This is a genomic window from Blastomonas ursincola (assembly GCF_013607875.1).
GTDB lineage: Bacteria > Pseudomonadota > Alphaproteobacteria > Sphingomonadales > Sphingomonadaceae > Blastomonas > Blastomonas ursincola.
Genome location: NZ_VDES01000001.1, coordinates 86916 through 107573, shown reverse-complemented (window position 1 = coordinate 107573; position 20658 = coordinate 86916). Strand labels below are relative to the sequence as shown.

Genomic DNA, 20658 nt, shown 5'->3' with positions numbered 1-20658 from the left:
GTCGGCTAGCCCCGCCACAGGTTCGGCGGCGGAGCGAGACGGGAGATCGCGCCGATGTTCGACGGTTTTGACGCGCTGTTGCTGGCGCGGATCCAGTTCGCCTTCACGGTGAGCTTTCACTTCATCTTTCCGGCCTTCTCGATCGGGCTGGCCAGCTATCTCGCGGTGCTCGAGGGGCTGTGGCTGAAGACGAACGACAGCACCTATCTCGACCTGTTCAAATACTGGCGCAAGATCTTCGCGATCGCCTTTGCCATGGGCGTCGTCTCGGGCATCGTCATGTCTTACCAGTTCGGCACCAACTGGTCGGTATTCTCGGACAAGACCGGCCCGGTCATCGGGCCGCTGATGGCCTATGAGGTGCTCACCGCCTTCTTCCTCGAGGCCGGGTTCCTCGGCGTCATGCTGTTCGGCATGGACAAGGTGGGCCGCAAGCTGCATTTTACCGCGACGCTGATGGTCGCGGTTGGCACCTTCATCTCCGCCTTCTGGATATTGAGCGTCAACAGCTGGATGCAGACCCCGACCGGCTACGAAATCGCGGCCAATGGCCAGTTCGTGCCGGGTGACAGCTGGCTGGCGATCATCTTCAACCCCAGCTTCCCCTATCGGCTCGTCCATACGGTGATGGCGGCGTACCTGACCACCGCGTTCGTCGTCGGCGCGGTCGGGGCCTATCACCTGCTCAAGAACAAGGCCGATCATCGCGCGCGGCGGATGTTCTCGATGGCGATGTGGATGGCCGCTTTGGTCGCCCCCTTGCAGATCTTCGCGGGCGACATGCACGGGCTCAACACGCTCGAGCATCAGCCGGCCAAGGTCATGGCAATGGAGGGCCATTATCAGAGCCATCCCGATGGCGCGCCGCTGATCCTGTTCGGCATCCCCAACAGTGCGGAAAAGCGCGTCGATTATGCTATCGAAATTCCCAAGGCCTCGTCGCTGATCCTCAAGCATGACCTGAATGCGCCGCTCAATGGGCTCGATACCGTGCCCGAAGCCGAGCGGCCCCCGGTCGGCATGGTCTTCTGGTCGTTTCGCGTGATGGTCGGCATCGGCTTTGCGATGCTCGGCATCGGATTGTTCAGCCTGCTCGCGCGGGTGCGCGGAAGGCTTTATGACTGGCCGTGGCTGCACCGCGCCGCGATCGTCATGGGACCATCGGGCTTCGTCGCGGTCATCGCAGGATGGATCACGACCGAAGTCGGCCGTCAGCCCTATACCGTGTACGGCCTGCTCACCACGGCAGACAGCGTCTCGCCGCTCGCGGCCCCGGCGGTCGGGGCCTCGCTGGTCGCGTTCATCCTGACCTATTTCGTCATGTTCGGCGCCGGGACCGCCTATATCCTGAAGCTCATGAGCAAGCCCGCCACCGGGCATGAGGAGGCGGCAGCATCGGGCCCGCTGCGCAGCGCAGGCATCACGCCTGCAGCGGCCGACAGCACACAGCGCGGCCGCAGCGGCACGATGATGGAGGAGGGGGCATGACCATCGACCTCACCATCATCTGGGCGTTCATCATCGCCTTTGCCGTATTCGCCTATGTGGTGATGGACGGGTTCGACCTCGGCATCGGCATCATCTTTCCGGCGCTCGGGCGCGGGGCGGAGCGCGACAAGGCGATGAATTCGGTCGCGCCCGTGTGGGACGGCAACGAAACATGGCTGGTGCTGGGTGGGGGAGGGCTGCTCGCCGCGTTCCCGCTCGCCTATGCGATCATCCTGCCCGCGATCTATCCGCCGATCATCGCGATGCTGCTCGGCCTGGTGCTGCGCGGCGTGGCGTTCGAGGGCCGCTGGCGCGACCCCAATCACCAGCCTTTCTGGGATTTCGCCTTTACCGCCGGTTCGTTCGTAGCCGCCTTTGCGCAAGGGGTGACGCTGGGCGCGCTGCTCCAGGGGGTCGAGGTCGATAGGCGCGCCTATGCGGGCGGCTGGCTCGACTGGCTGAGCGCCTATTCGGTGCTGACCGGCATCGGCACGGTAATCGGCTATGGCCTGCTTGGCTCGACCTGGCTGATCATGAAGACCGAGGGCCCGGTGCAGGACCATGCCTTTCGGATGAGCTGGAAGCTGTTCCCCGCGACCCTCATCGCACTCGGCGCGGTCAGCCTCTACACGCCGTTTCTCGAAGCCGAATATTTCGCGCGCTGGTTCACCTTCCCCAGCGTGCTGTTCTCGGCGCAGGTGCCCCTGCTCGTCGCGGTCATCGCTTTCCTGCTGTTCCGGTCGCTGCGGCTGCGGCACGACTACGCGCCGTTCCTGCTGACTTTGGGGCTGTTCCTGCTCGGCATGATCGGGCTGGGCATCAGCATGTTCCCCTATGTCGTGCCCGACGAGGTGACGATCTGGGATGCGGCGACGCATCCCAGCAGCCAGGCGTTCATGCTGGTGGGCACGCTGTTCATCGTGCCGCTGATCATCGGTTACACCGCCTGGGCCTATTGGGTGTTCCGCGGCAAGGTGGGGGACGAGGGCTATCATTGATGCTTGGCGACAGCGACGATCCCGATCGCGGCGATGCCCGCCCGCTCAGCCAGAAGCTTGGTTGGATGGCGGCGCTATGGCTGATCTCGGTGGGGGTGGTCGGGACGGTCGCCTATGCGATCCGCTGGTGGATTAACGCCTGACGCCTGGCCGCGCGCATGTTATGCTGCGGCATGACGGAACCGGCCGACCCTTCTGGCCCCGACGCTCCCAGCCCGCGCCTCGGCGACGATACGATGGCGGTGCGCGGCTTCCACCTGATCGAGCATCTGCTGCTGGTGCTGATCGCGCTGATGACCATGGCGGCGGCAGGGATCGAGGTCGGTGGCATCATCGCGGCCCGTACGATATCGCTCGCCGACATCCTTTTGATGTTCCTCTACACCGAGGTGATCGGCATGATCGCGGTCTTCTATACCGGGCGCGGATCGCCCTTCGTCTATCCGATCTTCATCGCCATCACCGCGCTCGCGCGGCTGATCGTTCTCCAGGGCAAGGACATGTCGCCCGACAAGATCCTGTTTGAGGCCGGAGCCATTCTGCTGCTGGCCATTTCCGCGGTGGTCATCACCCGCGCCGGCAGGGCTTGACCCGCGCCGATCGGCTGGCATGAAGGCGGGACGCATCTCGCGACCGGGGCCCGCATTCATGACCACCCAGAAACACTATATCAGCGCGAATTCCCTGCTCGAGGACAGCTATCGGCTGGCGATGCAGGTCATCGAGAGCGGTTATCAGCCCACGCATATCGTCGGTATCTGGCGCGGTGGAGCTCCGGTGGGCATAGCGGTGCAGGAGCTGCTCGAATATCATGGCGTCGATGCCGACCATATCGCGATCCGAACCGCGAGCTATTACGGCATCGACCAGCAGAGCAAGGACGTGCGCGTTTACGCGCTCGGCTATCTGGTCGACACGCTGAGCCCCGAGGACCGGCTGCTGGTGGTCGATGACGTGTTCGACAGCGGCAAGTCGATCCAGGCCTTCATCCACGAGCTCGCCGCCAAGTGCCGCTACAACATGCCGCACGACTGGCGGATCGCGACCGTCTATTACAAGCCCTCGCGCAACCAGACCGACATGACCCCCGATTATTACGTGCACGAGACCGAGCAGTGGCTGGTTTTTCCGCATGAGATCGTGGGGCTGAGCGTGGACGAGATCCGTGCGCACAAGCCGGGGGCGGGGATCATCCTGGGCGAATAGAACGGCACACATCCAATCGTCATTCCCGCGAACGCGGGAATCCCGCTTCCTTGCTGGTGAGAAAAGCGGGAACCCCGCGTGCGCGGGGGTGACGAAAAGCGGTGACGGGAATTGCGTCCTCCGGCCGCCCTTGGCATAACCTCATCCCATGACACCCGATCAGCGCGACGCCTATATCGCTGGCCTCCCCAAGGCCGAACTCCACCTGCATATCGAAGGCTCGCTCGAGCCCGAGATGCTGTTCGATCTGGCGCAGCGCAACGGCGTCGCTATTCCCTTCGCAAGCGTCGAGGAGATCCGACAGGCCTATAATTTCAGTAACTTGCAGGATTTTCTGGACATCTATTATCAAGGGATGGGCGTGCTGCTCAAGCAGCAGGATTTCTACGACCTGACCTGGGCCTATCTCGAGCGCGCGCATGCCGACCATGTCCGCCATGTCGAGATCTTCTTCGACCCGCAGGGCCACACCGAGCGCGGCGTGCCGTTCGCTGACGTTATCACCGGCATTTCTGACGCTCTGGCCGATGGAGAGAAGCAATGGGGGATTAGCTCGCGCCTCATCCTATGCTTCCTGCGCCATCTCGATGAGGCGGCGGCCGAAGCGACGCTGGACGAGGCGATCCCCTATCTCGACAAGATCGCCGGCGTCGGGCTCGATTCCTCCGAGGTCGGGCATCCGCCTTCGAAGTTCCGCAACGTTTTCGCGCGCGCCCGGTCGCTGGGGCTCAAGCTGGTCGCGCATGCTGGCGAGGAGGGACCGCCCGAATATGTCCACGAGGCGCTCGACATCCTGGGCGTCGACCGGATCGACCATGGCAACCGCGCGCTGGAGGACGCAGGCCTGGTCTCGCGGATCGCGGGCGAGGGCATCACGCTCACCGTCTGCCCGCTCTCCAACCTGAAGCTGTGCGTGATCGACGAGATCGGTCAGAGCCCGGTCGCCAGGATGCTCGATGCCGGCATCCGGGCCACGGTCAATTCGGACGATCCCGCCTATTTCGGCGGTTATGTGAACGCGAATTACCGCGCGATCGCCTCAGCGCTGGACCTCAGCCGCGCTCAGCTGAAAACGCTGGCGGCGAACAGCTTTACCGGTTCGTTCCTGCCCGAAGAGGCGGTCGCGCATCTGCTGGCCGAGATCGACCATCACGATGCGCATTTCGCCTGATCGCGCCGATCAGCGCTCGCTGAGATAATAGCGCTCGACCTCGGCCAGATTGTCGTCGAGCTGATAGACAATCGGCTGGCCGGTCGGGATTTCAAGACCCGTGATCGCATCATCGGCAATGCCCGACAGGTGCTTGACCAGCGCGCGCAGCGAATTGCCGTGCGCCGAGATGATCACGCGCTTGCCCGCCATGAGTTCGGGCGCGATGCGGCTTTCCCAATAGGGCAGCACGCGCGCGATGGTGTCCTTCAGGCTCTCGGTATTGGGGATGGCGATCCCGGCATAGCGGCGGTCCTTCGACAGGTCGAATTCCGATCCGGCGTCGAGCGGCGGCGGCGGAATGTCGAAGCTGCGGCGCCAGATATGCACCTGCTCGTCGCCATGCTTGGCCGCCGTCTCGGCCTTGTCGAGCCCGGTCAGGCCGCCATAATGGCGCTCGTTGAGCCGCCAGTCCTTCTCGACCGGCAGCCAAAGCCGCTGCATTTCTTCGAGCGCCAGGTTGAGCGTCTTGATCGCGCGGGTCTGCAGCGAGGTGAAGGCGATGTCGAAATCGAGCCCCTTGTCGCGCATCAGCCGTCCGGCCGCCCGCGCTTCCTCCGCGCCCTTTTCGGTCACGTCGACATCCCACCAGCCGGTGAAGCGGTTTTCCAGATTCCATTGCGACTGGCCGTGACGGATAAGGACAAGCTGCGGCATTTCGGGCGTCTCCTGTTGCGATTGCGTGCGCGTTTAGCGCAGGCGCTGCCCCGCGCAACCCCCGTTCTCTATCGTCATTCCCGCGAACGCGGGAATCCCGCTTTGGCAAAGCAGCCGTGCAGCAAGCGGGACCCCCGCCTTCGCGGGGGTGACGAGCAACTTTGTCTGCTGGGGCCGTCAGATCCGCTCGAAACGGACCTTAAGGCCATCGCGCGGCTGCGGGATCGGCCAGGCCTGCCATTCGGGAGCATAGCCGGGCTCGGTGACGATGCGGTGCTGGCTGAGCACGTGGTGCAGCAGCACCTTGATCTGCATATAGGCAAAGTGCAGCCCCAGGCACATATGCGCGCCGCCGCCGAACGGCACCCAGGCATATTTGTGCCGATTGCGCGTCGCTTCTGCCGTGAATCGCATCGGATCGAACCGGTGCGGTTCGGGCCAGTGCTCTTCCTGCTTGTGGGTAAAGGCCGCGCTGATGCTGACCGGGGTTCCGGCCGGGATGCGATAACCGCCGAATTCGAAATCGCGAAGCGCGCGGCGCGGGGTCGAGGGCACTGGCGGGATCATCCGCAGCGCTTCCTTGAACGCCATTTCGGTGAGCTCGAGATTGGGCAGCGAATCATAGGGCATCGGCGTGCCCGCAGGCGCGTGTTCGAGCAGCTCGGCACGGATGCGATCCTGCCATTCGGGGTGGCGCGCGAGCAACCAGATCAGCGAGCTGGCCGACGAGGTGATGGTGTCGTGCGCCGCCATCATCAGGAAGTTCATGTGATCGACCACCTCATCGGTGGTGAGCAGGCTGCCATCGTCGCGGGTGGCGCGGCAAAACTGGCTGAACATGTCCGGACCCTGCTGCTCGCGGCGCTTCTGCACCTCGGGGGTGAAATAATCGACCAGGAACTTCCGGCCCGCTACGCCGCGCCCCATCTTGGTGAAGGGCAGGGGACGGCGCACGACGCCGATCGACGCCTGGACCATATCGACAAAGGCCTTGTTGATCCGGTCCGCCTCGGGCCCCCAGGGAATGCCGAGGAAAGAGGTCGCCGCAAGATCGAGCGTCAACTTCTTGATTTCACTGTAGAACAGAATGTCGCGGTTTGCCCATTCAGCAACGCGCGCGGCAATGCCCTCGTTCAGCTTTTCCGAATAGTGCCGCATCGGGCCGGGCTTGAACGCGATCGACAATGCGCGGCGATCGGCGCGGTGATGGTCGAAATCCATCAGCATCAGTCCGCGCGGGAACAGCAGGTTCAGCACCGGTCCCCAGCCCTGTTCGGACGAGAACAGCTTATCGCGGTCGAACAGCACCAGCTCATTGGCATCGGCGCCGAACAGCGCCACCTGGCGGCGGCCAAACGCATTGGTGCGATAGACCGGACCATATTTCTCGCGCATTTCGTTGCCGAACTTCTCGGGGTCGGCCAGCATCTTGAAGGTGACACCGACGATCGGCAGGCCATCCTCGCCCGGAATATGATCGAGCGATCCGGGGCCCGGCATCCGCGTCCAGTGCGGATTGCCGCTGTCACGCTGGATGGTGTGGTCGGGAAACATCTCGCGCGGCGGAGCGATCACGGTGGCCATGGGGGAATCCTCTGCTCTGGTTTAATCGATCCATTAAATACCAACTGACACCTATGTTAGCAAGCGATCCGTCGCATCCGAAATGCCATTCATCGTTAATTCAACTGGCGGTTTGTATGAACGGAAAATCGGAGCCCCGCTCCGGCGGCCCGCCGCGCCTGGCTTGCGGCTTAGGGGATGATGCGTTGAACCCTGTTTCCTACTTGCAGAAAACCCGTGCCCGCGCGGCGCGGATGATTGCGCTGGCGCTCGGAGCGGCCTCGCTTTCGGGCTGTGTCTATGGGCTGGACGGCTATGATGGCTATGGCGGCGTCTCGGTGGGCGTCGGCAGCGGCTATGCTGGCGGCTTCAATCCCTATTGCGATGGCTTCTCCGCTTGGGACAGCTGGTATGGCTGCGACTATGGCTATGGCTTCGGCCAGATCGGCTTTGGCGGGGGATATTGGGACAATTTCTATTATCCCGGCTATGGCACCTGGATCTACGATCGCCCAGGCGGCCGCCGTTTCGCGATGCAGGACAGGCATCGCCGCTACTGGGGGCAGCAGCGCTGGCAATATTACCAGCAGCGCCGGGCCGATCGGCGCGAGTTCCGCGATGATCGGCGCGGTGACCGGTGGGATGACCGGCGCGATTGGCGCCGCGACCGCCGCGAGACGCTTGACGACCGCCGCGACTGGCGGCGCGAACAGCAGGCCGACAATCCCGAATTCCCCCGCACGCGGCGCGGCGAGCGCGAACGGATGGGCGGGCTGACCCCCGAAGACCGCCAGCGGCGCCTGGGGCGCTGGCAGCAGCGCCAGCAGGATCAGCTGGGGCAGCCCCAGGGAGCGGGGCGCGACTGGCGGGGGCGTGGTGACCGCCAGGGCAGGGGCAATTGGCAGGGCAGGGGCGAAGGTCGCGCGCGGCCCGAGATGCGCCAGCCGCAACCGGGCGCTCAGCCGGGCTTCACTCCGCCAGCGCGCGCCGAACGTCCGCCCCGGGCAGAGCGGCCGCAGCGTCAGGAACGCCCGCCCCAGATCATCGAACGCTCTCGCCCGCGGGGTCCCGGCGGAGTGTCCGATAGCGGCGGGGTTCGACCCCAGGACGTGCGCGAGGATTGATCGTTTTCGCAGGGGCGGGTGACAGCCGGGCTTGTGACCCGCCCGGAAAGCCTTATTCTTGAAGGCATGACGCTTTTCTCGCTTCTCGATCAGTCGGTGCGCTTTGCCAACGTCCCTGCCAGCGATGCCCTGGAGGCGACGCTCGAGGCGGCGCGGCTGGCCGACCGGCTGGGCTATCACCGCCTGTGGGTGTCCGAACATCATGCCAGCCGCTTTCTGTGCGGCAGCGCGCCCGAGATCCTGATCGCGGCGATGGGCGCGCATACCCGGCGCATCCGCTTGGGATCGGGCGGCGTCATGCTGCCGCATTACAGTGCCTATAAGGTCGCCGAACAGTTTGCGGTGCTGAGCAATCTCTATCCTGGCCGGATCGATCTCGGCGTCGGCCGCGCGCCGGGCGGCGAGATGCGCGTTGCCGCAGCCCTGTCCGCCCCGCACCCTCCATCCTTTCGCGAGTTTCCGAGCCAAGTCGCTGATCTAGTTAGCTATATGTACGGGAGCCTGACCGAACCAAGGTTGAGCCCCGAGCCGGCGGGCGATGTCCCGGTCTGGATTCTCGGCACCAGCCCGGACAGCGCGATGCTGGCGGGTGCCCTGGGCCTGCCCTATGCGCTGGCGCTGTTCATCAACCCGCAGGCCAGCCCTGAGCTTACCGATCTGTATCGGCGCAATTTCCGGCCCAGCGCGCAGTTGGCAGAGCCCTATGTGATGCTCGCGACCACCGCCTTTGCCTGCGACGATGCCGAGCGCGCCGAGTTGCTGCGCAAGAACTATTTTCTCAATATCGCGCGCCTTCTCGGCGGCGGGACGCAGCCGGCAGTATCGCCCGAGGAAAGCCGCGACATGGGCTTTACCGAGCGCGAGGCGATGATCATCGGTGCGCAGGCGCGGATCGCCGCATTCGGTACGCCTGATGCGGTGCGGAGCAAGGTGCTGGCGCTGGCCCAGGCCTTTGGCGCAGATGAGGTCATGATCTCGTGCAACGCCTACCACCAGCAAGACCGGCTGCGCGCGATCGAACTGTTCGCGCAGAGCATGGCGCTGGTCGAAGCGGCCTGAACCCATGCCGCCAGCCTTTCCCGATTTCTGTGCCCAAGCTACGTTGCCCTTCAGCGATGGCGAAGCGCTGGTGATCGACAAGCCCGCCGGCCTGCCGGTCAGTCGCCCGAGAAAGGGCGGGCGCAGCCTTGAGGATTTCCTTCCCGCGCTGCGGTTCGGGTTTCAGCGCGAACCGCAACCTGTGCACCGGCTCGACCAGGACACCTCGGGCTGTCTGTTGCTGGCGCGGCATGCCAAGGCGCTGAAGCGCTTTGGTGCCGCGTTCGAGAGCGGGCTGGTGAGCAAACTCTATTGGGGGGTGATCGCAGGGGCACTGACGCAGGAGCACGGAACGATCGAGCTTGCCCTGACCAAGACAAGCAGCGCTATGGATGGATGGCGGATCGTCCCTTCTCCCCAAGGCAAGCGCGCCGTGACGCACTGGCGGCAAGTGGCGGTGGTGGGTGGAAAGACCCTGGTCGAATTCCGGCCCGAGACAGGCCGTACCCATCAGATCCGTGTGCATGCACTGCATGGGCTGGGTCATGCGCTCGTCGGAGATCCGGTCTATGGTCGCGCCGATCCCGCCGGCTTGATGCTCCACGCGGCCCATCTGACGGTTCCGCGCGATGGCAAGCCGCCGATTGTCGCGCGCGCTCCCATGCCGGACCGTTTTCGCAAGCTGGGTTTTGCCGAACCGGCGAATGCTGATGGCTGATATCAATATTCCGGATCATGCCATTGTTTCGGAGCGATTTATCACTGCTTCCGGACCTGGTGGACAGAATGTCAACAAGGTGGCGACGGCGGTGCAGTTGCACGTCAACATCTTCGCGCTCAGGCTGCCGCCGCTGGTGTACAGCCGGTTGCGCGCGCTGGCGGGCAGCCGGATCAACCAGGATGGCGAACTCGTCATCCAGGCGCGCAGCCACAGGACGCAGGAAGCGAACCGCCGCGAGGCGCGCGAACGGCTTGCCGCCTTGCTCGCCGAAGCGCATGACCTCCCCGCCGTTCGCGCCAAGTCACGCCTCAACCGGGTCGGCAAGACCGAGCGGTTGGCAGGAAAGAAGAACCGCTCCACCATCAAGAAGAACCGGGGCAGGGTTTCCTTCGATTGAATCTCACAAACTGGACCTAAGAACATGTACGCATTCGATATTGATCCCAACGCTCCCAAGGCGCAGCTTTATGACGACCTGCATTCTGCCGCCATGGCACTGGTCGATGGCGAGCCCGACGGGGTGGCGAATATGGCCAATGTCGCGGCGCTGATCTGGCAATTCCTGCCCGATCTCAACTGGGCCGGGTTCTATCGCATGGTCGAAGGCGAGCTGGTGCTGGGCCCGTTCGTCGGCAAGCCTGCGTGCATCCGCATCGCTCTGGGCAGCGGGGTGTGCGGCACCGCCGCGGCCAGCGGCGCAACCCAGCTCGTCGAGGATGTGCACGCCTTTCCCGGGCATATCGCCTGCGACGCGGCGAGCCAGTCCGAGCTGGTCGTGCCCGTGATCCATGAGGGCAAGGTCACCCATGTCATCGATCTCGACAGCCCCCGAATTGGGCGGTTTGACGCCGACGATCAGGCCGGGATCGAGCGGCTGGCCCGCAGTCTGGCAGGGCGCATCTGATCCGCGCTTAACCCCGGCATCCCGGTCTGCCCCATATTGAAACAGCGGCCTGGCGGCGCGCCGGTTTTACATTCGCGCGATGGTACGCTCGCTGCGCAAATGCTAACAAAGGCTTAACAAATCCGGGCGGCCGCGCGACCAGGATCGCGCTGCTGCTGCGGACTGCCTGGTGTTTGCCCAAGGGGAGTTAACCATGAAGAGCCGCGCCTTTGCTTCGATGCGCCACGCCGTCCTTGCCGCCAGCCTGATGACCGCAACTGCGATGGCGAGTTCCACCCAAGCCGCCGAATCGCCCCTGAAAAAGGCTGGTGCAGGCCCGGTCGATCTCCACCTGTCGAGCGCGCTCAACGGTACCCCGGTGGTCCGTCCTGGCTATGGCGTGCGCTTTCCAGCAGGCGCGCCCGCCTATGTCCGTCCGTTCCGTGGCTTCATCCTTCCGCGCGTCTGGATCGCGCCGACCTATTATATCGCCAACTGGCAGGGCTACCGGCTGCCGCGTCCAGCCCAGGGTTTCGGCTGGTCGCGCTATTACGACGATGCGGTGCTGACCGATCGCAACGGCCGGGTCTATGACAGCGTGCAGGGCGTCAACTGGCAGGCGGGGCCGGGCGCTACCACCACCGTGGTTCAGCAGACCTATTCGCCCGATTACGACCCCTATAATTATGACAAGAGCCTGTTGCTGGGCAATGATGACGTCGTTCAGGGTACGCACTGGAGCCGCCAGGCCGATGATGATGCGGGAGTCGACTTCGATCCCGATCTGCCGCCGCCCCCGCCACCTGCCTATGCTCCGGTGGACGAGCGCGCGTTTCTGGAGGCATGCCGCCGTGACAATGGCCTGGGCGGGGCAGCGGCCGGGGCTGCCGTGGGCGGCCTGGCAGGCAACCGCATCGCCGGTCGAGGCAATCGCACGGGCGGCACGCTGATCGGCGCGGGCGTCGGCGCGATAGCCGGAATGGTAATTGACAAGGCGGAAGATCGCGAGCGCTGCAAGCGGCTTCTCGCGGCCGAACGCGCGGAAGGGTATGACACGCGCTATGCGCCGCCGCCGCCGGTGGCCGGCCCTGCTTACGCGCCGCCGCTGCCGGGCTCGGGCTATGCACAGCTTGATGATCGGACGTTCCTGGAAATCTGCAGGCGTGACAACGGACTCGGCGGTGCGGCGATCGGTGCCGGCATCGGCGGTCTGGCGGGCAACCGCATTGCTGGCCGCGGCAATCGTACCGGCGGTACGCTGATCGGTGCAGGCGTGGGCGCGCTGGCAGGCATGCTGATCGACAAGGCCGAGGATCGCGAGCGCTGCAAGCGGCTGCTGGCGCAGCAGCCGGTCGCACCCGGCCAGCCGGGTGGCTATCCGCCGCCGCCTCCGGGCTATTATTACTATTATCCGCCGCCGATCGTCACCACGATTACGATCACGCCAGGTAGCTGCAACTGCAACGAGACCGTCGTGGTGACCGAAGGCGCACCCGCGCACCATGCTCCGGTGGTGCATCACCGCAGCAAGAACGTGCGCGTTTATCGCAAGTGATGTTCAACCGCTGACCGGCGTGTCGACGTAGCCGGTCAGCCCCCAGGGATCATAGGGGCCGAGCACCAGCTGCTCGAACGTTCCCATGCCGCTCTCGCCGTCGCTGGTGGTGACGCGGCAGAGGATCTGCACGTGCAGATTGCCCATGTCGGGGGCGAGCGGATCGAGCGCGGCGAGATCGAAATCCTCGCGCTCGACCGCCAGCGTGCCATGGTGGAGGCCATGGCCCCAGCGCGGGCAGGTATAGCCAAGTCCGCGCATCTGGAAGCGCTGCACCGGCTCGAACGTCACCATGAGCGGCCCGCTATCGGTTTCGATGCTGAGCTCGCCGCCCGCCGGCCAGCGGGTGCCGGGATGATGACGGGTCGTCATGCGTGCGGCGGGGGTCTCGACAAAGCCGTCATGTCCCGCGCCATCGGGGGCGATCGCGGCACGAGTGTTCCATGGCGTGCCACTGCGATGCGCGTTCAAATGGAAGAACAGGCTGCGCCGCTCCAGATTGACCGGGGTCCATTGCCAGAAGAAGCACGGCTGGCGGCTGGCCGAATGCGGCTGCATGTCGGCGGCGCCTATTGGTCGCACCCCCCAGCTTCGATCGCGGGTACCGCTGCACCCCTGTGCGAGCGCGATCCGCTCGCCATCGACCTCGATCCAGCCGGCATAATGGCCATTCTGCGTCATCCGCGTATAGTCCATGAAGGTGCGCGGGCCGTTGCGAAAGGTGAAGCGCGGTTCCTCGATCGGGAAGGCGCGACCGGTAAAGGTCAGTTCCGCCCTGATGCCTTCGCCATCGATATGCACGCGCAGCACACGGAGCGGTTCGATCACCTCGATCCGGATCGGGCCGACCTCCAGGTCCATCCGCTCCATCCCAAGTTCTCGCGATGCATGAAGATTGTGCTGCACACCATTGCGAATGCAGGAAAAACTGGCGTCGGCTATGTCAAGGTGCGGGTAGACACCGAAGGCCAGCGCGAAAAAGCCGCTGCCATCGGGGTTATAGCCGTTGAAAAAATAGCGGTCGTAGAAGTTGCGGTCGGTTCCTGAATAGGCAATCGGCTCGGCCGTCTGGTGCAGAGGAAAGTCATCACCTTTGGTCAGCATGTGCTTGTCTCCGCTTGTTTCTCTGCATGGTCGAGCAACGCCTGAATGCTGCCATGGTCGAGCGCGAGGCTGCAGGCGCCTCGGGCCATCGACAGGAAATTGGCATCGCCGCGTTCGGTGCGCTCGACAAAGGCGGCGCTGAACACGGCGGTGGACAGGCCGGTCAGCGCGCCGATGCGATACTCGTTCCAGATGACGGCGCGGTGGCGCGGCACGCCCAGCCGGGTCATCTCGGCGCAGTACAGGTCGATCAGGTCCATTTCGTGCGTACGCCGCAGTTCGGTGCCGATCCCCGTCCCCAGGAAATAGCCGAGATCACTGGTCCCGCCGCCGGTTACGCACGTCTGCCAATCGACCACCGCCAGCGGCTCGGCACCCCCGCGGATGTCGAACAGCATGTTGTCGAGCCGGTAGTCGCCATGGGTGATGCAGCGCGTCGATGGGGTGAAATGGAACCACGCGGCGCAATGCGTGGCCAGCTGTTCGCAGATATCGAGATATTCGGGCTCGATCTGTCCGGCATAGCGCTCGCGAAAAATGGCCTGGGCCCCGGGATAGGCGGAGATGATCCAGTCGCGCGCCGCAAGGTCAGGCAACAGCCAGTCTTCGTCGAGCAACGGGAGGCCATCGGTGGACGCGTGGAGCAAGGCCGCCTCGCGCACCGCTGCCTCGGCCTCCGCCAGCGTGCACGAATGGAGCTGGTTGCCCACTCTGGCGGGGCCGAGATCCTCGAACATCAGGATGAAATCGCATCCCGCCTCGTCGATCAGCGCGGCATAGACCTTTGGCACCCGCATTGGGATGTGCGGGGCGACGCGCGCGTAGAAATTGACCTCGCGCAGATAGAGCCGGAAATGCGCTGCCGTTGCACGGCTGGTTGCGTCGCGCGAGGGCAGTTTCGCGGCAATGGATGTCGGCGCGTGCGGGGCAGGGCGATCATAGCCGAGAGTGATCCGCACGGTATCGCCGACCTGACCGGTGCCGATCGGCGCGATATCGAGCGAGGTGACCTGCGCGCCGTGCAGCGCGTCGCTGGCATCGAGCGTGGCCTGCAGCCACTCGCGGCTGATCTCTTCCGCTCGCGTGGGAAATCCCGGCATCGCTCTCCTTTCCACCGGATCGCGCCCGGTGACTGTTTAATCGTACGATTAAACAAGCGAGGGCGAATTGCAATCCGTCAAATACGGGGGAGCGTGCAGGGGTTTATCAGGCGAGTTCGCTCGCCAGCCGGGCCTGCATCTGGTGCACCATCGGGTGCATCGCCTGGATCTCTGCAAACCCGAGCCGATCGGCTTCGAGCGATCGTTCCAGTCGCACCAGGCGATCGAGAAGGTGCTGGGTCTCATAAACCAGCCGCTGCGCTTCGGCAGGCAGCCGGGCGACGACGAACGGGTCGCTGCTGCTGCATTTGCCCAGCGAGCGGCTGCGGCTGCGCAGCTGGTGCTCGGAAAGCTCTCCCGCAAAAAACGCCTTCTGGTTGAGCAGCCACGCGATCGAATGCATCAGCCGCGTGGTCACGCGCAGCGACTCGCACGACATGTCGATGCGGATTTCGTCCTGATCGGCGACGCCCTGCTGCTCGACGGTGAGCTCGAAATAGGAGCGGGCCTCGTCGGCGAGCACCATCGCTTCGACGTAGAGCGACTCGACCAGCTTGGCCGTGAAGGGGGATTGGATGCTTTCCATTTGGCTTGTCTGCCAAATCTGCGAGGACCTGCACAGATCAAAGACTTGGTTAACGCACGGTTACACGTCCGTGTGTCAACTCGGAACAGTCACTTCGCCGCGCGCGAACCGGTTCAGGCGATGATGTCGGGGATGAGATAGTCTTCGAGAATGGCGATCTGGTCGCGCAGCATCAGCTTGCGCTTCTTCAGCCGGGCAAGCTGCAGCATGTCGGGAGTGCCGCCGTTGCTGAGCGCAACGATGGCATGATCGAGATCGCGATGTTCAATGCGCAATGAGGCCAGCTTCTGCCGGACTTCTTCCTCTGTCACGCGCGCGCCCTTTCCCCACCACAGCCCGCCGCCGAAAACGGTGCGGAATCGCCATAGCGCAGGCGCGAGGCCTGCCGGTTATCGCGGTTATGGAATGTTTCGCCGCAATGCAAGCGCGCCTGTGCATAACCGCAAAGACAGGCCGGAAATTTTATGTTTAGATTGTGCCCCCACGATGAGAAGGCAACGAGTCGAAGGAGACATACATGCTGAACGACAGCCATACCGAAGCCCTCAAGGCCAAGCATGCTGGTATCGAACGGATGATCCACGACGAAGAGCGCAGGCCGGCACCCGACACTGCGCTGATCGCCAAACTCAAGAAGCAGAAACTGCGTATCAAGGAGGAAATCAGCCTGCATTGATCAGGCTGATCTGATCACCGCGGATGTCGGCCGGGGGGCCTGACGTCCGCAAAACCGCCCGGCGCGCCTGCAAGGCCTGATATAGGCCGGGGGCAGAGCGCGCGTCGGGCGACGGTGGCTCCCGCCAGCGGCGCTAGCGCAGCACGCTCAGCGGGTCGACCAGTCGGACATCGTGCATCTGGTCGAGATAGGCTTCGTAATAGCCCTTGTGGGACAATCCCACCACGGTGAGCATCCGGGTTCCCGGATAGCGGCCCAGCACATCGCGCATGTTCGCCACCATGCGCAGGTTGCGCGTTTCCCAATAGCCCAGATACTGACGGCCGAAGCCCTGCGGCGAGGGTTCGGCCAGCGCTGCCCCAAAATCCGACCGATAGACCAGCATCGGGCCGTCGGGAGCATTATAGGTGCGGTAGAGATTCAGCAGGCCGTCGGGCTGATCCAACCTGGCTTCGAGCGCGGCGCTCATGTCCTGGCGAGCCTTGGAAGCAGGATTGTCCCAGGCTGTGGTAATCGCCTGTTCGAAGGCCTTGTTTTCCGCCGGGTCGCTGGGACTTGGGGTATCGGCTGAATGGTCATCCACGCTCCACAGCCGCTCCAGTCCTAGCCTTGCCGCCAGCGCAGCAGCGATCTGGCAGGTTTCGTCTTTTCGCATAAGCCGGCCCTCGAGCCATTGCACCAGCGGCTCGGTCAGACCGTCGCCCGCCCTGCGTTCTTCGGGAGGCAGGCGCAGCCATTGGACGATCGCCGAACCCGGCTCTCCCGCCGCGAGAAAGACCGCCGCAAGATGGCGCCGCTGGCCCGGTGTTGGCGCGGCCGGCCAGTCCGCCAGCAGCCGCTCAGCCTCGGCATTGGCGGCTGGCACATCCAGCCCGGTCGCTGCGGCCGCTGCAGCCGGGTCGAAGCAATAGGTCTTCACCGTCTCGGCATAGCGCTGCGGATAGCGGCGCAGGCTGTCGCATTGCAGGCCTGACAGGTTTTCGGTCGCGATCGCCGTGGGGTGCCACGCTGCGAGCCGATCAAGCAAGGGAGTGAGCAACGCGTTGAGTGCCGCGGTTGTGTAGCGGTCGGGCAGGCCGGCAAGATGCGGCGTGCCGAGCACGAGAACCTCGTTAGGTGCGCCCTTTGGCGGCCCTTTCAGCGCGTCGGGACGGAAGTTCGGGCGATATTCCTGCGCTGCAAGCGGCGCCGCTGCCAGGCCCAGCGCGGCGACGATGGGCATGGCCCGTGTCAGGCCTGCAACGAATGACGATGGAAAAGGCACGATGACCCCCGGAATTGTTGTGTATTGCTGTGTTGCTACACTGCGTCAACAAGGCTGTCTATCGTCCAATCATCCCCCAAATCGGATGGAAGCCCGGATGGCGTGCCGTCTCGCTGCGTGCTAGACCCCCTTGCATGTCCGAAGCCCAGATCAACGCCACGCTCGCCGCCCGCAACATTCTCACCCGGCTTCACGATGTCATGGCCGCGCGCACCAACGCGCAGGCCAAGCTCAATCAGGTAGTCGACATCATCGGGGATTCGCTCAACAGCGAGGTGTGCTCGATCTATCTGCTGCGCGAGGGCGTGCTCGAGCTGTTCGCGACGCGCGGCCTCAATCAGGAAGCGGTGCACGTCACCAAGCTGGCGCTGGGCCAGGGCCTGACTGGCACGATTGCCAAGAATGTCGAGACGCTGAACCTCGCCGAGGCGACCGCGCACCCCGACTTCCAATATCGTCCCGAAACCGGCGAGGAAAAGTTCCACAGCTTTGCCGGCGTGCCGATCGTGCGGATGGAGCGCGCGGTGGGCGTGCTGTGCATCCAGCATGTCGAGCCGCGCCGCTATCTCGAGGTCGAGATCGAGGCGATGCAGACCGTGGCGATGGTCCTGTCCGAGCTGATCGCCAATGCCGGGCTGGTCGATGCACAGGCAGCGCTCGATGGTGGCGCCGAACGCACCCATTCGCAGCGTGAAATGGGTTTCCCGCTCGTCGCGGGGCTTGCCAGCGGCAAGGCGGTCTTCCACCAGCCGCGCATCACCATCGAGCATGTCGTCGCCGAGGATGTCGAGGCCGAGCGCCAGCGCGTCTATTCCGCCTTCATCAAGATGCGCGAGCAGATCGACAAGATGGCGAGCCAGGCCGAGTTCGGCAAAGGCGGCGAGCATGACGAGGTGCTCGAGACCTACAAGATGTTCGCCTATGACGAAGGCTGGTCGCGGCGGATCAACGAGGCGATCGACAGCGGCCTGACCGCCGAGGCCGCGATCGAGCGCGTTCAGCAGCGCACCCGGATGCGGATGCGGCAGATCGACGACCCGCTGCTTGCCGATCGGATGCACGATCTGGAGGACCTTTCGAACCGGCTGCTGCGGATCGTCTCGGGCCAGATCGGCACGGCGGCGCAGATGGGCCTGCGCCAGGACACCATCCTGATTGCGCGCAATCTGGGCCCGGCCGAACTGCTCGAATATGACCGGCGGCGGTTGAAGGGCGTGATCCTGGAAGAAGGATCGCTGACCGCGCATGTCACCATCGTCGCACGCGCGATGGGCATTCCGGTGATGGGCCGGATGCGCAACATCCTCCACCAGGTACGGCAGGACGACCATCTGCTGATCGACACCAACGAAAATTCGGTGCTGATCCGCCCCGCTCCGCAGGTGATCGAGGCGTTCGAGGCCAAGTTCCTGCGCAGCCGCGAGAAACAGGCCGCCTATGCCGCGCTGCGCGATGTCGAGCCGCGCACCACCGACGGAACGCGGATCGACGTGCTGATCAACGCAGGTCTGCGCGACGACATCGCGCATCTCGCGGTCACCGGGGCCGATGGCGTGGGGCTGTTCCGCACAGAGTTCCAGTTCCTCGTGTCCGCGACGCTGCCGCAGCGGGAGCGCCAGCTGCGGCTCTACCGCGACGTGCTCGATGCGGCGGGCGAAAAGCCGGTCGTGTTCCGCACCGTCGATATCGGCGGCGACAAGTCGCTGCCCTATCTGCGCGAAGACGGGCCGGGCGAGGAAAATCCTGCCATGGGCTGGCGCGCGGTGCGTGTGGCTCTGGAGCGCGACGGATTGCTCAAGGTCCAGGCACGCGCGTTGATCGAGGCGGCGGCGGGCAAGACGCTCAATGTCATGTTCCCCATGATCGCCGAACCCTGGGAGTTCGACGCGGCGCGCCAGGTGTTCGACGATCAGCTCGCCTTTCTCAAGGGGCGCAAGAAGCTGCTGCCTGATCGCATCCGCTTCGGGGCGATGCTGGAAGTGCCTGCGCTGGCCGAGACGCTCGACATATTGGGGCCAAAGATCGATTTCCTCTCGATCGGCACCAACGATCTTACGCAGTTCCTGCTCGCGGCGGACCGTGCGCATCCCAAGCTGGCGCAGCGCTATGACTGGATTTCGCCGGCCATCCTGCGCTTCATCCGCAGGGTCGTCAAAGCGGTCGAGCCCTATAATATCGACCTGACCGTCTGTGGTGAGATGGGCGGGCGGCAGCTTGAAGCGCTTGCGCTGCTCGCGGTCGGCATTCGCCGGCTGTCGATCACCCCGGCTGCTGTCGGTCCGATCAAGGCGATGGTGCGCTCGCTCGACCTGCAGACCGCCACGGCCAAGATGGATGAAATGCTGGCCTATCCGCCTGCCAACATGCGGGAGGTGCTGCAGGATTGGGCCATCGCACAGGGGATGGAACTCGGCTGAGGCAATCCTTTACGGTCAGCCATTTGCGACACAATCGTTACAACTGTTTTCAAGCCCGAATGGGTTAAGATTCCGCCAATTTCGTTGACTTCGGGATTGGTTCATGTTTCTCCCGAAATGGAGCCAACAGGATAACCGGGACGACCCGGATCGGGAGCGCAAACGTGTCTGACACGCCCTATAACGCAGGTGGTGCGTCATCCGAGGATGGCGCAACCACCGGGGATCTGTTTCCGCCCGCGCATGTCGGCGAGCGGCTGGCCTCTGCCCGTGTGGCGCGCAGCCTGACACTCAACGACATCGCCTCGCGCACCCGCATCCCCATGCGCCATCTCGAAGCGATGGAGGCGGGCAAGTTCGAGACGCTGCCCGGCCGCACCTATGCCATCGGCTTCGGCAAGGCCTATGCACGCGCGGTCGAACTTCCCGAAGAAGAGATTGCTCAGCAGATTCGCGAAGCGCTTGGTGGCGCGTCGCACGTGCCGACCCGCGAGGTCACCCAGTTCGATCTCGACGAGCCGAGCAAGGTCCCGTCGGCCAAGCTGGCGCTGCTTGCGGCGGTGACCGGCGCGGTCATCCTGCTGGCCGGGTTCGGTATCTGGCGCAGTTATCTGTTCCCCGCGGCCAATGTCGAGGAACTTGCCCAGGCCGCCGATGCGGCCTCCGCGAGCGATGCCACACCTCCCAAGCGCAAGGCTGGCGGCACGGCGCCGTCCGTGCCTGCAGTCGATCCCAAGGCAGAGGTCGTGTTCACCGCCACTGAGGACAATATCTGGATCAAGTTCTATGATGGCGAGGGCAAGCAGCTGATGCAGAAGCAGATGGCGCTTGGCGAACAATATACGGTGCCGGCCGAAGCGGTGAACCCTCAGGTCTGGACCGGTCGCCCCGATGCGTTCGAGATCACCGTGGGCGGGCGTACGGTCGCACCGCTCGGTACTTCCGAAGTTGCGGTCAAGGACGTGCCTGTGACGGCTGCCGCGCTGATGGCACGCCCGGCTGTCCCGGCAGCGACGGCCAGCCAGGAAAGCCGCAGCGCCAGTACCGAGGGCTGAGCTGCATCTGCGC

At 64.4% G+C, this 20658-nt stretch carries 22 protein-coding genes; 15 read left to right on the top strand and 7 right to left on the bottom strand.

Annotated elements, in window-relative coordinates; translation table 11 throughout:
• Positions 1-54 precede the first annotated feature (54 nt).
• The 6 genes from FG486_RS00555 (at position 55) to FG486_RS00530 (ending at position 4863) form a co-directional block, all read left to right on the top strand.
• Entirely contained in the window at positions 55-1488 is a 1434-nt protein-coding gene (locus FG486_RS00555) for a cytochrome ubiquinol oxidase subunit I (RefSeq protein WP_181266044.1), read from the top strand.
• Positions 1485-2486 (top strand): cytochrome d ubiquinol oxidase subunit II, encoded by a 1002-nt coding sequence (gene cydB / locus FG486_RS00550; protein ID WP_181266043.1) that lies wholly within the window; start codon positions 1485-1487, stop codon positions 2484-2486. The genes FG486_RS00555 and cydB overlap by 4 nt, the downstream gene beginning before the upstream one ends.
• A complete protein-coding gene (locus tag FG486_RS00545; RefSeq protein ID WP_181266042.1) occupies positions 2486-2629 on the top strand; it encodes a DUF2474 domain-containing protein in 144 nt (47 codons plus the stop codon). Before cydB ends, FG486_RS00545 begins: the two co-directional genes overlap by 1 nt.
• A gap of 30 nt (positions 2630-2659) precedes the next feature.
• A complete protein-coding gene (locus tag FG486_RS00540) occupies positions 2660-3076 on the top strand; it encodes a phosphate-starvation-inducible protein PsiE (protein WP_206678348.1) in 417 nt (138 codons plus the stop codon).
• Between the two features lie 58 nt (positions 3077-3134).
• Positions 3135-3692, top strand: coding sequence for a phosphoribosyltransferase (locus tag FG486_RS00535; RefSeq protein WP_181266041.1), 558 nt, complete (start codon positions 3135-3137; stop codon positions 3690-3692).
• A gap of 148 nt (positions 3693-3840) precedes the next feature.
• Positions 3841-4863, top strand: coding sequence for an adenosine deaminase (locus FG486_RS00530; protein ID WP_181266040.1), 1023 nt, complete (start codon positions 3841-3843; stop codon positions 4861-4863).
• Between the two features lie 9 nt (positions 4864-4872).
• On the opposite strand, the gene gpmA is transcribed toward FG486_RS00530, so the two are convergent.
• Both gpmA and FG486_RS00520 read right to left on the bottom strand, forming a co-directional pair.
• Entirely contained in the window at positions 4873-5559 is a 687-nt protein-coding gene (gene gpmA / locus FG486_RS00525; protein ID WP_181266039.1) for a 2,3-diphosphoglycerate-dependent phosphoglycerate mutase, read from the bottom strand.
• Between the two features lie 177 nt (positions 5560-5736).
• Positions 5737-7143, bottom strand: a complete 1407-nt coding sequence (locus tag FG486_RS00520; RefSeq protein WP_181266038.1) for a cytochrome P450 — start codon at positions 7141-7143, stop codon at positions 5737-5739.
• Between the two features lie 203 nt (positions 7144-7346).
• Between FG486_RS00520 and FG486_RS00515 the strand changes: the two genes are divergently transcribed.
• The 6 genes from FG486_RS00515 (at position 7347) to FG486_RS18080 (ending at position 12443) form a co-directional block, all read left to right on the top strand.
• Positions 7347-8246, top strand: a complete 900-nt coding sequence (locus tag FG486_RS00515; RefSeq protein WP_181266037.1) for a hypothetical protein — start codon at positions 7347-7349, stop codon at positions 8244-8246.
• Between the two features lie 66 nt (positions 8247-8312).
• Positions 8313-9305 (top strand): LLM class flavin-dependent oxidoreductase, encoded by a 993-nt coding sequence (locus FG486_RS00510; RefSeq protein WP_181266036.1) that lies wholly within the window; start codon positions 8313-8315, stop codon positions 9303-9305.
• A 4-nt stretch (positions 9306-9309) separates the two neighbouring features.
• The gene (locus tag FG486_RS00505; protein ID WP_181266035.1) at positions 9310-10002 is read left to right on the top strand and encodes an RluA family pseudouridine synthase; all 693 of its coding nucleotides are present in this window, start codon (positions 9310-9312) and stop codon (positions 10000-10002) included.
• Complete coding sequence (gene arfB, locus FG486_RS00500) at positions 9995-10402, top strand: alternative ribosome rescue aminoacyl-tRNA hydrolase ArfB (RefSeq protein WP_181266034.1); 408 nt, start codon at positions 9995-9997, stop codon at positions 10400-10402. The genes FG486_RS00505 and arfB overlap by 8 nt, the downstream gene beginning before the upstream one ends.
• Before the next feature lie 24 nt (positions 10403-10426).
• Positions 10427-10909 carry a GAF domain-containing protein gene (locus FG486_RS00495; RefSeq protein ID WP_181266033.1) on the top strand — a complete coding sequence of 161 codons (483 nt, stop codon included), beginning with the start codon at positions 10427-10429 and terminating at the stop codon, positions 10907-10909.
• Positions 10910-11102: 193 nt separating this feature from the next.
• Positions 11103-12443, top strand: a complete 1341-nt coding sequence (locus tag FG486_RS18080) for an RcnB family protein (RefSeq protein ID WP_241695539.1) — start codon at positions 11103-11105, stop codon at positions 12441-12443.
• Between the two features lie 3 nt (positions 12444-12446).
• Here FG486_RS18080 and FG486_RS00475 read toward each other — a convergent pair whose 3' ends face one another.
• The 4 genes from FG486_RS00475 to FG486_RS00460 all read right to left on the bottom strand — a co-directional run bounded on the left by FG486_RS00475 (position 12447) and on the right by FG486_RS00460 (position 15544).
• Positions 12447-13547: an Rv3169 family protein gene (locus FG486_RS00475; RefSeq protein WP_181266032.1), complete on the bottom strand. Its 1101-nt coding sequence runs from the start codon at positions 13545-13547 to the stop codon at positions 12447-12449.
• Positions 13541-14647 carry a phosphotransferase family protein gene (locus FG486_RS00470; protein ID WP_181266031.1) on the bottom strand — a complete coding sequence of 369 codons (1107 nt, stop codon included), beginning with the start codon at positions 14645-14647 and terminating at the stop codon, positions 13541-13543. The genes FG486_RS00475 and FG486_RS00470 overlap by 7 nt, the downstream gene beginning before the upstream one ends.
• A gap of 106 nt (positions 14648-14753) precedes the next feature.
• Complete coding sequence (locus tag FG486_RS00465; RefSeq protein WP_066284409.1) at positions 14754-15233, bottom strand: DUF1465 family protein; 480 nt, start codon at positions 15231-15233, stop codon at positions 14754-14756.
• Between the two features lie 113 nt (positions 15234-15346).
• The gene (locus FG486_RS00460; RefSeq protein ID WP_066284411.1) at positions 15347-15544 is read right to left on the bottom strand and encodes a YdcH family protein; all 198 of its coding nucleotides are present in this window, start codon (positions 15542-15544) and stop codon (positions 15347-15349) included.
• A gap of 206 nt (positions 15545-15750) precedes the next feature.
• Between FG486_RS00460 and FG486_RS00455 the strand changes: the two genes are divergently transcribed.
• On the top strand, positions 15751-15909 hold the full coding sequence (locus FG486_RS00455) for a YdcH family protein (RefSeq protein WP_023838338.1): 159 nt from the start codon (positions 15751-15753) through the stop codon (positions 15907-15909).
• Positions 15910-16042: 133 nt separating this feature from the next.
• Here FG486_RS00455 and FG486_RS00450 read toward each other — a convergent pair whose 3' ends face one another.
• Positions 16043-17131 (bottom strand): DUF5694 domain-containing protein, encoded by a 1089-nt coding sequence (locus FG486_RS00450; RefSeq protein ID WP_181266030.1) that lies wholly within the window; start codon positions 17129-17131, stop codon positions 16043-16045.
• Positions 17132-17307: 176 nt separating this feature from the next.
• Between FG486_RS00450 and ptsP the strand changes: the two genes are divergently transcribed.
• Together ptsP and FG486_RS00440 are read left to right on the top strand one after the other, a co-directional pair.
• The gene (ptsP, locus tag FG486_RS00445) at positions 17308-19590 is read left to right on the top strand and encodes a phosphoenolpyruvate--protein phosphotransferase (protein ID WP_066284414.1); all 2283 of its coding nucleotides are present in this window, start codon (positions 17308-17310) and stop codon (positions 19588-19590) included.
• 164 nt (positions 19591-19754) lie between these two features.
• A complete protein-coding gene (locus FG486_RS00440; protein ID WP_181266029.1) occupies positions 19755-20645 on the top strand; it encodes a RodZ domain-containing protein in 891 nt (296 codons plus the stop codon).
• Positions 20646-20658: the final 13 nt, after the last annotated feature.

Bases quoted from the DNA above. Each gene is read 5' to 3' on its own strand.
- FG486_RS00555 (WP_181266044.1), top strand. From the start codon at position 55: ATGTTCGACGGTTTTGACGCGCTGTTGCTGGCGCGGATCCAGTTCGCC.
- cydB (WP_181266043.1), top strand. From the start codon at position 1,485: ATGACCATCGACCTCACCATCATCTGGGCGTTCATCATCGCCTTTGCC.
- FG486_RS00545 (WP_181266042.1), top strand. From the start codon at position 2,486: ATGCTTGGCGACAGCGACGATCCCGATCGCGGCGATGCCCGCCCGCTC.
- FG486_RS00540 (WP_206678348.1), top strand. From the start codon at position 2,660: ATGACGGAACCGGCCGACCCTTCTGGCCCCGACGCTCCCAGCCCGCGC.
- FG486_RS00535 (WP_181266041.1), top strand. From the start codon at position 3,135: ATGACCACCCAGAAACACTATATCAGCGCGAATTCCCTGCTCGAGGAC.
- FG486_RS00530 (WP_181266040.1), top strand. From the start codon at position 3,841: ATGACACCCGATCAGCGCGACGCCTATATCGCTGGCCTCCCCAAGGCC.
- gpmA (WP_181266039.1), bottom strand. From the start codon at position 5,559: ATGCCGCAGCTTGTCCTTATCCGTCACGGCCAGTCGCAATGGAATCTG.
- FG486_RS00520 (WP_181266038.1), bottom strand. From the start codon at position 7,143: ATGGCCACCGTGATCGCTCCGCCGCGCGAGATGTTTCCCGACCACACC.
- FG486_RS00510 (WP_181266036.1), top strand. From the start codon at position 8,313: ATGACGCTTTTCTCGCTTCTCGATCAGTCGGTGCGCTTTGCCAACGTC.
- FG486_RS00505 (WP_181266035.1), top strand. From the start codon at position 9,310: ATGCCGCCAGCCTTTCCCGATTTCTGTGCCCAAGCTACGTTGCCCTTC.
- arfB (WP_181266034.1), top strand. From the start codon at position 9,995: ATGGCTGATATCAATATTCCGGATCATGCCATTGTTTCGGAGCGATTT.
- FG486_RS00495 (WP_181266033.1), top strand. From the start codon at position 10,427: ATGTACGCATTCGATATTGATCCCAACGCTCCCAAGGCGCAGCTTTAT.
- FG486_RS18080 (WP_241695539.1), top strand. From the start codon at position 11,103: ATGAAGAGCCGCGCCTTTGCTTCGATGCGCCACGCCGTCCTTGCCGCC.
- FG486_RS00475 (WP_181266032.1), bottom strand. From the start codon at position 13,547: ATGCTGACCAAAGGTGATGACTTTCCTCTGCACCAGACGGCCGAGCCG.
- FG486_RS00470 (WP_181266031.1), bottom strand. From the start codon at position 14,647: ATGCCGGGATTTCCCACGCGAGCGGAAGAGATCAGCCGCGAGTGGCTG.
- FG486_RS00465 (WP_066284409.1), bottom strand. From the start codon at position 15,233: ATGGAAAGCATCCAATCCCCCTTCACGGCCAAGCTGGTCGAGTCGCTC.
- FG486_RS00455 (WP_023838338.1), top strand. From the start codon at position 15,751: ATGCTGAACGACAGCCATACCGAAGCCCTCAAGGCCAAGCATGCTGGT.
- FG486_RS00450 (WP_181266030.1), bottom strand. From the start codon at position 17,131: ATGCCCATCGTCGCCGCGCTGGGCCTGGCAGCGGCGCCGCTTGCAGCG.
- ptsP (WP_066284414.1), top strand. From the start codon at position 17,308: ATGTCCGAAGCCCAGATCAACGCCACGCTCGCCGCCCGCAACATTCTC.